Source organism: Proteus sp. G2674 (genome assembly GCF_009915195.1).
GTDB classification, from domain to species: Bacteria; Pseudomonadota; Gammaproteobacteria; order Enterobacterales; family Enterobacteriaceae; genus Proteus; species Proteus mirabilis.
Window position 1 is genome coordinate 165,044 of sequence record NZ_JAABLS010000024.1, and the last position, 11,428, is coordinate 176,471.

At 31.6% G+C, this 11,428-nt stretch carries 11 protein-coding genes and 1 pseudogene; 2 read left to right on the forward strand and 10 right to left on the reverse strand.

The window, feature by feature from the left end; all coding sequences use genetic code 11:
* Nucleotides 1-78 precede the first annotated feature (78 nt).
* Complete coding sequence (locus GWI58_RS11695) at nucleotides 79-927, reverse strand: SDR family oxidoreductase (RefSeq protein ID WP_110229306.1); 849 nt, start codon at nucleotides 925-927, stop codon at nucleotides 79-81.
* A gap of 89 nt (nucleotides 928-1,016) precedes the next feature.
* On the opposite strand from GWI58_RS11695, the gene GWI58_RS11700 reads away from it, so the two are divergent.
* Nucleotides 1,017-1,391 (forward strand): winged helix-turn-helix transcriptional regulator, encoded by a 375-nt coding sequence (locus GWI58_RS11700; protein ID WP_004247909.1) that lies wholly within the window; start codon nucleotides 1,017-1,019, stop codon nucleotides 1,389-1,391.
* Nucleotides 1,392-1,514: 123 nt separating this feature from the next.
* Here GWI58_RS11700 and GWI58_RS11705 read toward each other — a convergent pair whose 3' ends face one another.
* The 8 genes and pseudogenes from GWI58_RS11705 to GWI58_RS11735 form a co-directional block, all read right to left on the reverse strand.
* Nucleotides 1,515-1,976, reverse strand: a complete 462-nt coding sequence (locus GWI58_RS11705; protein WP_004247908.1) for a hypothetical protein — start codon at nucleotides 1,974-1,976, stop codon at nucleotides 1,515-1,517.
* Nucleotides 1,977-2,466: 490 nt separating this feature from the next.
* Nucleotides 2,467-2,925 (reverse strand): Hsp20 family protein, encoded by a 459-nt coding sequence (locus tag GWI58_RS11710; RefSeq protein WP_004242516.1) that lies wholly within the window; start codon nucleotides 2,923-2,925, stop codon nucleotides 2,467-2,469.
* 183 nt (nucleotides 2,926-3,108) lie between these two features.
* A complete protein-coding gene (ymcF, locus tag GWI58_RS17880) occupies nucleotides 3,109-3,249 on the reverse strand; it encodes a cold shock small protein YmcF (protein ID WP_406819891.1) in 141 nt (46 codons plus the stop codon).
* Nucleotides 3,250-3,256: 7 nt separating this feature from the next.
* Complete coding sequence (gene cspE / locus GWI58_RS11715; protein ID WP_004247907.1) at nucleotides 3,257-3,469, reverse strand: transcription antiterminator/RNA stability regulator CspE; 213 nt, start codon at nucleotides 3,467-3,469, stop codon at nucleotides 3,257-3,259.
* 439 nt (nucleotides 3,470-3,908) lie between these two features.
* Nucleotides 3,909-5,033, reverse strand: coding sequence for a lipase family protein (locus tag GWI58_RS11720; protein ID WP_004247906.1), 1,125 nt, complete (start codon nucleotides 5,031-5,033; stop codon nucleotides 3,909-3,911).
* Nucleotides 5,034-6,226: 1,193 nt separating this feature from the next.
* A pseudogene (locus GWI58_RS11725) lies at nucleotides 6,227-6,394 on the reverse strand (isocitrate/isopropylmalate family dehydrogenase); the annotation flags it as partial.
* 437 nt (nucleotides 6,395-6,831) lie between these two features.
* A complete protein-coding gene (locus tag GWI58_RS17730; protein WP_064971342.1) occupies nucleotides 6,832-7,887 on the reverse strand; it encodes a hypothetical protein in 1,056 nt (351 codons plus the stop codon).
* 20 nt (nucleotides 7,888-7,907) lie between these two features.
* A complete protein-coding gene (locus GWI58_RS11735) occupies nucleotides 7,908-9,311 on the reverse strand; it encodes a surface lipoprotein assembly modifier (RefSeq protein ID WP_430256797.1) in 1,404 nt (467 codons plus the stop codon).
* Between the two features lie 967 nt (nucleotides 9,312-10,278).
* Between GWI58_RS11735 and GWI58_RS11740 the strand changes: the two genes are divergently transcribed.
* The gene (locus GWI58_RS11740) at nucleotides 10,279-10,584 is read left to right on the forward strand and encodes a helix-turn-helix domain-containing protein (protein ID WP_036905765.1); all 306 of its coding nucleotides are present in this window, start codon (nucleotides 10,279-10,281) and stop codon (nucleotides 10,582-10,584) included.
* 22 nt (nucleotides 10,585-10,606) lie between these two features.
* On the opposite strand, the gene GWI58_RS11745 is transcribed toward GWI58_RS11740, so the two are convergent.
* A complete protein-coding gene (locus GWI58_RS11745; RefSeq protein ID WP_233499634.1) occupies nucleotides 10,607-11,101 on the reverse strand; it encodes a hypothetical protein in 495 nt (164 codons plus the stop codon).
* Nucleotides 11,102-11,428 lie beyond the last annotated feature (327 nt).

Consider the following 11,428-nt stretch of genomic DNA (forward strand, 5'->3'; position numbering starts at 1 on the left):
CTGCATGTAAAACCCAAAATTTCAACTCTAGGGTGCCAAAAAATTAAACTGAAAATAGAATAGATATTAGCTATCGATTTACAATATTGATTTGATACTCTCCGCAAGTGTTGTTGTACGTCGGCCAATTAATTTACTTAGGGTATGACTATCATCAAATAATCCACCTTTGGATGCGCCGATATCAGAATCAGCCAGCATATTTGATAATTTATCGGGTAAGCCTGCCGTTTTTAACGCAGCGACAAAATCGGCCTGACTTAAATTGTTATATATCACTTGCTTCCCGCTTTGTTTAGTCAATTCCTTAGCTAATTGCTCTAATGTCCAAGCTTCATCACCCGCAAGCTCATACACTTTACCTATATGTCCTTCTTCACTAATTACCCGAGCAGCAGCCAATGCATAATCGGCCCGAGTGGCTGAAGCTATTTTGCCATCACCAGCCGCCCCCAGAAAAACGCCATGCTCAAGTGCTGCAGGGACGCTTGCCAGATAATTTTCTGTATACCAGCCATTTCGTAATAAAGTGTAAGAGATCCCAGAATCAGCTAGCATTTTTTCTGTTTCTACATGTTCCACATGCAAGCTTAATGGAGAGCGATCAGCATGTAATATGCTAGTGTAAGCAATAAATTGTACATCTGCTGATTTTGCTGCCTCAATGACATTACGGTGTTGAATGGTACGTTTGCCAACTTCACTTGAGGAAATTAAAAGTAATTTATCGACACCCTGTAAAGCTGTTATTAATGAAGCTTTATCATTGTAATCCGCCTGACGTACTAAAACTCCTTTCTGACTTAAAGACGATCCTTTTTTTACATCACGAGCAAATGCCACTATTTGATTAGCAGGAACGGTTTGAAGAAGGTTTTCAATCACATGTTGACCTAATAGGCCTGTTGCACCAGTAATTGCAATCATAAGATAACTCCTTAATGTATCACTTGTGTTTTGATAAAATAGCACCTAAACTTACCAAAAGTAAGTACATACAAAAAGGTAAGTATACAATGACAATATCCACACTCTCGCAGCAATTACGTGAAGGAAATTTATTTTCTAAACAGTGCCCATCCAGAGAGATCCTCAAACATGTTACAAGTCGTTGGGGCATACTCATTTTAATAGCCCTACGTGATGGAACACATCGTTTTAGTGATTTACGACGTAAAATTGGCGGAGTAAGTGAGAAAATGCTGTCTCAATCGTTACAAGTATTGGAGCAAGATGGTTTTATTAACCGAGTGTCATATCCTGTTGTTCCACCCCATGTAGAGTACTCTTTGACAGATCTTGGTGAGCAAATAAGTGAGAAACTCACGCTTCTTGCGGATTGGATAGAAATAAATTTACCTAATATCTTGTCACGACAAGAAGTGGAGTAGTATACAGATATTATTTCTAATAATTATGTATTTATACTTTATTTAATAATTATTTATACCAAGATATTTTTATGCAATAAAAATGGATGGTTATTAAGCCATCCATTTTTGTAGTCAAAAAAATCATTCACTTTTCTCAAATAGAAAATAACGCTTTAATTTTTTTGAAAATAATATAATAGATGTCAACCAAAGGGATAATCCAGCCAGAATAAGTTTACCTATAATCCCTCCAGATCTTTGAGCATCATTATCATAGCTTATACCACTTTCGTTCAAAGAAGTTAACCCATCATGGAAATTGCTCCATAACATGACGATAATGATTGGTAGCCAAGCTAAGATAGTCAATACCCGCGCCCTTTTATCGCATCTGAAGGAAAAGTAAAGCGCTGATATTTGTATAATTAAAACTAACAAACGAATAAAACTCCATAAATAAATTTCTATCTTTATCTCAGCGGGCATATCAAAACTATACAAATTTAATAACAGTGATGCATTGGTTATAAAAAAATATAATATCAGTATAATACAGCAGACAATCAAAAATTGAGTTATCCATAAAGAAAGTGGCTTTTTCATAACAGTTCCTATTTAAATAAAATAAATCATATCGTTTCTTTATTCTGAAGTCATTATTTTAATAATAGAAAACTCATTTCTATATTAGATAATAAATAAAAACTGGTATATTATTTACTAATAACTTATCTTTTAAATATTTAGTATAAATATCTATATCATTTTTTGACACACTTTCTTGTATCAACAGTATTTAATCTTTTAAACATTTACTACTGTATAAACTATCATGGTTAAATCTCATTATGCGTTCACATAAAGTGCCCCCTCTTAAAGAGGTTTGTTATGAACACATATACTCCAACGATTAAGTGTATCTATTGCGAGCCATAAACATCCAATCCATTTTTCTAGTGTAAGCTTGCACTTCTTTAAGCATCCGGTTTATTTTGCCCTTCTTTATTCAAATATTATAATTTATAGGCTATTACAAAAAATTAAGGCTACACATTATGTGCAGCCTTAATCTTATTTAAGCTATCTCACTAAATTAGCTTTTATCTTTATTTTCTATCGCTATTGTTTGCCGTTTTTCTTCTTCAGGTAACTCATATTCAATAGCAATGGTCAGAAGTCCACTTGATAAATCGGCTTTTTCTATTTTGACATTTTTACCGAGGTCAAACTGCAATGTAAACTGCCCTTGAGATATACCTCGGTGGATCCATTTATCATTGTCTTCTTCTAATTTTTCTTCTTTTTTCCCTTCAATCAATAAGCGACTTCCTTTCAATGAAACCGATAAGTCATCTTCTTGATATCCAGGCACACTCACTGTTAGTTCATAATGGTTATCATCAATCTGTTTCAGATTATAAGTCTGAGTCGGTGATGAAATTGGTTTACTACCTGTTAACTGGCTAAACAGGCGATCTATCTGATCAAAACGGTTTGAAAGTAGGTTGTCAGATAAAGTTGGGAATAATGAAAAAGGTTTAATGTTAGGCATATAATTCCTCCTTCAGTATTTATTGAATTATGGGCGATATCTGATTGGCCCAATATATAAATATGAACGAGCAAGTATTTTTCAAGCCCTAAAATCTAAATTTTTTATCTCTAGCCAATATGAGATTGTAGATAGCAAAAAACCCCGCCGAAGCGAGGTTTTGTATATTCAACTATTTAATGCTTAGCTCATTTGAGCTGTCATCACACTTTTGCAAAAGATACATTTTGCGCCGTGTGGATTGTTCACTGTAACATCAAATTGTGATGTTCTATATTGTGAACCGCGACAACTTGGGCATTTAAAATAGAGGCGAATTGTAATAGCGCCTTTAGAGAGCCACCACGTTGCCTGCTGCTGGGCCTTTCATACCATTTTCCATGGTGAATGAAACTTGTTGGCCTTCAGCTAATGTTTTGAAGTTATCACTTTGGATTGCAGAGAAATGCACGAATACATCTTTGCTGCCATCTGCTGGAGTAATAAAACCAAAACCTTTACCTTCATCGAACCATTTTACTGTACCAGTCATTGAATTAGACATAGAATTTCCTTTAATTTATTTAATTTGCCATAAGGCATATGTGGTTTGTTTGGTATTTTTACTTATGGGAATTAATTAGAAGGAATTCGCAATGAAGTGGTATCAAGGATAACGCTAAACGGGAACAACTTTAAACTGACTAACATAAATAGGTCTGTACTTCCAAACCAGTGACATCATTAAGCCATAGAAAAACTCAGATAGCAAACTTTATTTTTGGTGAATAAAAAATCTATCAATAAGATTGATATAGACAAAATTATAAAAACTTATCAATAAAAATAAGTTTTTATTTCCTTAAATCAAAGAATTAAAATAAAAAGAGATACCAGATGTTCTTTAACCAAAACATGATCTGGCATCTCACATCACTCATCTTTCCACATTCAAATAATAAGAATAAGATTAAGATAGAAATTAATCAGTTATAAAATAGTTTTTAGTCTATTTTGCTATGCTCATTTTTCATCAGTTCAAATACAAAAGGCACTGAATTTCGCAAAGAGACATTGTATACATCTAAATGACCAATATTCGGATATTCATATACATATGCATTTGTGCCAGCTTCCAATACATCTCTTGCAAACTCTTGTTGCCAACGAGTTAACACATGAATATCTTCTAAACCAATCCCTATAAATACGGGCTTATCAACAAGAAGTTTTCTATAATTTAAGCTTGACGCTTCTTGCTCTAATAGCTCGTAAAACTTAGGTTTTAAGCTATTTGATGCGTTTAATTTATTATCCATTACTAATTGACTTAATGGACTGATACAAAGCGTTTTCGCTTTTTCAACATAAGGTATTGCTAATTCTTGGAAATAATCTTCCACTTTTAAGTTTGGATTTTTATCAGCAGCAGAAAGATATAAGTACATCGCGTAAGGTAGCTTTCTATCACCTTCATCTTGAACACCATCACTAATAAAGTTTTCAAGTAGATTATCACTAAAATAAGGCGTCCCTGTCACTATCGCACCTAAGATATTTAATTCTGGTGCATATTCAGGCTGATAGCCGACAGAGGCAAATGCAGCATGAGCTCCTTGAGATTGCCCCATAAAGATAAAGCGATTACTTAGCGAAAACCCACCTTTCAAGACAGCTTTTGCACTATCCAAAGCGCTCCATGCTGTTGCTCTTTCATCCATATAATGATGCAACCCTGATGAGCCTAAACCTGGATAATCAGGTGCAACAATCGCAAACCCAAGGGATAGCCAAGTATTTAAATATTGCGATACGCGACTATTTTTAGGCGTTAATGAGGGAGCACAAGTTGGCGCTATCCCTACCGTACCATGATTCCATACAATGACAGGCCAACCATCTTTAGGTGCCTGACTTTTCGGAATAAAAACAGCACCAGTATCTTCACGGATAATTTCTCCATGAACACTGTCACAAGAAGTATAAGATATTGTGTATTGCGCAAAAGCTTCGCTTAACCCTAAGTCAGATGCTAGATCTTGGCAGTGTGTTATTACACCCGGTTTATTAGGGAGATTTTCATTAGTTTTATCGCAGGTAAATAATGATTTTTTAGTAAAGTGTTCCATAAATATTTCCTTATATTATTGATAAGTTTTTTTCCATTTAACTTAATTAGTCTTATAACTAGGGCATGTTTTTAGGCCTGTTATTCGCTAATTTCAGATAACAAAAAACCTCACTAATTGAGTGAGGTTTAACAAAGTTTAGTGTGCTTAGTAACAAATTGCCCACTATTTAGAGATGATAAGACAAATTTTTTCGAAATGCAATCTTTTACTGTATACAATTACAGTATTTTGTATATTATTGTGTACTATTTATCTTTTCGCCAACTAGGTATAGTTAATCAGTACAAAAAAATGTTGATAAATCATCACGTGATCGCCTTGCTGCAAATAGTGTCGATATTACTAATAGGTTAGATTTTGTTGGCGAAGCTATTTTAAATTTCTCCTTTGGCATCTCATTGCGACTAATACACATTAATAATGCTATGGACAAATTAGTTTAATCTATTGCAATACTTAGTAGTTACTATTAGAGGCTTTCTAACTAATTGGTTATATTAAAATCTCTATCAACCCCGAGTTGATATCTAATTAAGTTTTATTTTTGCTTCATTTAAACACCCTGTGAGTATAAAAATCACAGGGTGTTTTTTGTTTACTTGTTACAATCGCTCTGCGGATCACTTTTACTAAATTCGGATTAAGGCTTATGGGATTGTTTTCGCTTCGCTGACTGAATTTAAAGTGAGTCAATTAATGGGGAGTTGACACCATCAGAATATGGCCAATATAGATTAGAAGTCACTGTTCTTGGCGATTGGACTGAATTAGAAATAGATGGATTAAGTTATTTTATTACTATAAAAACCTATGTTAATAACTAACTTTTTTACTAGGGTAAATAATTTAAAGAATAAGGGAAAATTCTATGTCTAAATTCAGACCGAATATTTTTGATAAGGCTATGACCATTGTGTAATGTATTCCTATAATTCGATTGCTTCTACAGTATTGATCAATATCTCTAACCAAAGAATAAACGCTGCATTGCTCGATTAGTGATTCCGAGAATTATTCATCTATACTTGAGTTTTCAATCGCCTTTAGCCGATTAACAAATTGATTGGGCAACTCTAAAGGTATGCAACGATCTATATTCATTTTGATAATTCGTTTTGATAACCGTTTCAAAATTGACAATAAAAAACGGGAACTAATAAGCTCCCGTTAACTATTTATCAAATCAACAATTACATATGTTTAATAATCGCGTCACCGAACTCGCTACATTTCAGCAGTTTAGCACCGTCCATTAGACGTTCGAAATCATAAGTAACGGTCTTCGCTTCGATTGCGCCTTCCATACCTTTAATGATTAAATCAGCGGCTTCTGTCCACCCCATGTGGCGTAGCATTATATAAATCAGCCATTATTAACTATTTGTTTATTAAGGCATATTTACTCTTAATAGACTTAAAAGACAGTGATTATGCATTTTTATAACTAGTTGATTACCATAATGCTTTTATTGGTTTTGATAACCACTAATTAGGGCTGTAAACATGACTTAGTGAGTATTCGAAACATTAGCTAGAAAAATGGGAATAAGTTCTGAATTAAGAATATGGTACAAAACCATAAAAGACTAGGAATTTCTCAAAAGCATTATGATAGATATGATTATTTTAGAGAAAAACGAGAAACGCTTAATACATGGTGTGAAAAACTCTCATTACTTAAAAAATTATAATTATTTTTATCCATATAAACCTAGACTATGATTTTTTAAAAAGCCTCAGCTAAGAGGCTTTTGATAAATAAAACTAACTAAAATAGCTATACATCACTCTAATATTAATTCTGTTTTTCTGCTGCTAATACACCTACCCATGACTCCGCTTTTGTAGTTCCTAAAATATATTTGTGATCATCTATATTTTCTGCAGAATTAACAAATTGAATATCCATTGCTGCTCTATCATTAGGAATGATACCATTTGATACATGCCGAGTAGGTGTTATTACTAAACTTTTAGTATTACCATCTATTTTAAATAATTCATCATTACCTATATGTGGATCATTTTCAGTAATAACACCTTTAACTATGCCATTAGTATAATTCATTGTAATGTCTGCTGTTCTAACGACTGCGTTTATTTGATCAGATCTATGATCTAATGGACCATACACAAAACCGTCTTTTTTACTATACACAGCATTTAAATCATTAGGCACATTTTCAGCAATAAGGTCTTTTTCAATAGAATAAATATAAGAAGCATAACTTGCTGTTCTATCAGCATCTAATTCAATTCGATACCCATAATATCCAACATCACCCAATAAACTAAATTGATGCGAATCGCCTTTATCTGTTACGAAAGTAATTATTTTTTCCTCACTAGATAAATAATTCTCATATGGATCTTTTGAACCTTCAATATTATAAACAGGAATATTTTCTTTCCCATAATCCCAGTTAGAATGGTATATCTTATCTATCTTACTACCTGTATATACTTTTTCTTTATTATCTGATAATAATTTTTCATCCACGGATATTCCTTTATCGTTTGAAATTTCCGCAGCATCTTCTTTTTCATCTATTCTATTTATTTCTTTATTTACTATCTCATTCACCACTTCATTTACTTCTTTATTTACCACCTCATTCACTACTTTATTCGTTACTTTATTTACTTCTTCATTTACTTCTTCATTTACTTCTTTATTTAATGCTTCATTGACTCTTTTACCCTCCTCTTTATTTAAACTAGATGTAGGGTTATTAGATATAACATCGACTTTCTTTTCCTGAATAACATTATTATCTTTGTTCTCACCGCCACCACTAGAACATCCAGCAATAATAAGAGGTAAAACAACAAAAGGTATATTTTTTTTCATAATATAATATCCAACTTTAATTAAAAATATTTACTAAACTCAAGATAAAAGTTATTTTTATCATAACTATAAAATAAATTACTACTATCTATTTTTTGATATGCCCATGTTATTTTTGGTGTAATTCCATAAAAATAAAAATTTCTATTCCACAATGTTATATAAACACTATACTCATCATTTTTTTGTGGTTTTTTATAAAAATCAGGAACCCAATAATTATTTTCTTCTGCTATTGCTCCTTGATAAATACGCTTAGCATAACCAACTTGAAAACGAGTAGAAATACCTTGTAACCATTCTTGCCCCCAACCTGCACGGACACTGAATCGATCAAAAGCATTAGCTTTACTTTTAGCTTCTTTATGATAAAAATCTATTCCAGAAAACCAATATTGATTACTACTTGATATATACAATAGTGTATCAGATACAGAATAAACATTACCATCCAATAGTTTTGTCTTATGATAACTTTGCCTTGATAACTCAACTGAAAGTGAATTTTTCCATTGCTTATTTAACCAATTGTTTATTTCAACCTCTGTTCCAATTGCATTTGAATAACGATGAAATGTAGAACCATTTTGTTGAGTTTTATTTGGATTCCATGAGTATTCGACAAAATGTAAAAATAACACTTCATTAGTTAAATCTTTATATCCCAATCCCACTTTCACTCTAGAAGATATTTCATTATATTTAGAGTTATCCCAATAATATTTTCCCTTTCCTCGAATATTCAATAAAGAAAAGTAATTTTTATATATCGATAACTTCTTTTCAGCTACCCCTACATAAGAAAAACCCTCAGCACTTTCAGGCTTTGATGTACTCTTCCAATTTGCAGCATTAACACCTAATTTAGGAGAGTTATTAATATTTGACTCATTTAAATAAACAATGCCACCATTAAATGACCAATCATTCTGGTGATTGATTAATTCGGAATATTTATTAATAATATCAATGATGTTATCATTCAAGCTTTCGCTTTTCAGTTTATCAAATTGTTCTAATGCCGCCTCATTCTCTTTATTTTCAAATAATGAAATTGCTAACTGTAATCGAGCAAATACTAATTTAGGATTTCTAGAAACTAAACTTCTATATAATGATATTGACTTATCTAATTCTTTATTCTTACGAGAAATAATAGCATTACCCCATATTAACAACTCATCATTTTCTGTTTTTTTTTGTTTTTCATAAATAGAAAGTAATAATCCAACACCTTCTACATCATTTCTAATTAATGCAGGAATAAATAATCGTAATAATAGAGTAGGATCCTCAACCAATTGAGCCTCAGTTATTAAATTATTACTTTTTTTATTATAATCGTCATTCGCAATACTATGAAAACTCAGAAATAGAATAAATAACAGACAAAATCTGAATTTACAATTCAATATAAAATTCATAAATAAAGAAATAAACCCAATGAGTTATGACATTAAAGAAAGAAATACTATATGATAAAATTCACAAAGTAAATATTCTTACATTAATTAAATCTTATAATCTTTTAACAATGATATTAATTGTTTTTAAATTTCATTAAAATTGCTTTCTTTATACAAAAAAAAACAATTATTTAACTTAAGAAATGATATAATAACGCAATCATTTGATTAAATTATCAATATTAGCACTAAGCAATATACTTTACATCAGCTACTTTCTATTAATCTCAAACCAAACTGCAATTAACTAAAATTTTAAAAATTATAATGTGATTATAATTCAATAGAAATTTTCACTAATTTTCTTAGTTTTTTAGCTATATATTATAATTAAATTCGCAATAACATTAGTAAAAAACTGATATTCATAAAAAAACCGTATAAATACGGGCTAAATTTTAATAAACGTAATGTTAAGATTTTCAAATAAAAACCTAATGAACAAAATATTAATACAATACATTAAAGACATAATCAATAATAAAAAATGACACTCAATGATTTCATTTTATTTTTTATATTAAAGTTAATTTTCATTATAATTATCTACTCAAAATAGAAATAACCAGTATAAATATCTCTCAACAAAGCAGAAAAAGCGAATGATAATAAAAACCAATATTATTTACAGAGGTTTTATCATTTGATAAATAGTAAAAAAGAGCAAGATGCTCAACAAATAAGCAAAAATTTTATTAATTATATAATTTCATTATTAACACAACATTGAAATATCGAATAAATAGTCATCTGCGCCTAAAAAAACCACACAACCGATTGAAAAAAAAACAAAAAAATGCACACCAACCTCATAAAATGAAATAAACAATATAAAAACCCCGTATTTTTATTTAAAATAAATTAATCTTATAACTTTTTGCTTTATCTAGTTTAGTTGCAGGATATTTATAATCAGGACAATATCATGAATACATTGAATTACATCATCAGTAAAAAAATAAAACAAAAAAGAAAAGAATTAGGGGTGACAGGCATTGAAATAGCCCATTCATTGGAAATAAGTCAACAGCACTATTCACGTATAGAGAATGGACATACCAAAATAACAGTAGAACATTTATTCTCTATCGCGTTTATTTTAGGTGTCAAACCTAAAGAACTATTGCCTAATTATAAATTTTCAAATGAAAAAGAAATGATTAAAGCAAAACAATCATTATCAGCAGAAAGCATTATGCCAATAAAGAAAAGCGACATGTATCCCACATAAATATAGACAGGTATTCATTTTATTAAAAATAATGTGAACCATTAAGGACATAAAAGGGAATACGTTGCTCTACATGATGTTGCCGATGAGCATCACGTATTCGTTCGCTCACAAAAATCTGTTTTCCCCGAAAACGTATCCCCGTATTGCGCTTGGCCCAATCAATAGGGTCATCCTGATAAGACGCATTCACAAACTGACTGGTTGCACAGACTAAAGGCAAACTATATGGAGTCTCTACACTCCCCTCCCGTAATAACAATTCCATTGATTTTCCTCGGGTAAAAGGCAAATAGTCCGTATTAAAGACCCGTGCTCCATCTTCACTGTACAGTGATAACCCCCAACGTTTCTTCGGGGTCAAAACCATTCCTGAAACGAATACACACACATAAATGTCTGTTTGGGCTGAACTGTATAATTGCTTTTTATGCGCTAAATAGCTCACTTCCGCTTGAGAGTTGGTGGTATGATAAAACACAACACACTTATCTAAATGCGATAATATTGTCGGCAAAGACCAATAGCGCTCGCCTTTAAGGTGGATTTTTGTCGAAACACACAATAAGCCATTTGTGTATTACGTGTAATCGCACTTCGAAATCCCTGAAAGGTCCACACCACTTTTATCTAACTTTTTACTAATATCCCCCAGCACTTTTTTAACACCATCGAGCGTAACTCGTTGCTCGTTTAAGAACTACGTAATATCTGATGCAATAGCGGTCATACGATTATTAGCGTCGCTGTATGAGTTCGGCTCAGTGAGATTAATGCTGTAACTAGTGTTTTTTACGGTAAATGTAGCCGGTTGTGAAATGACTAATTCTGTATCGCTATTAAC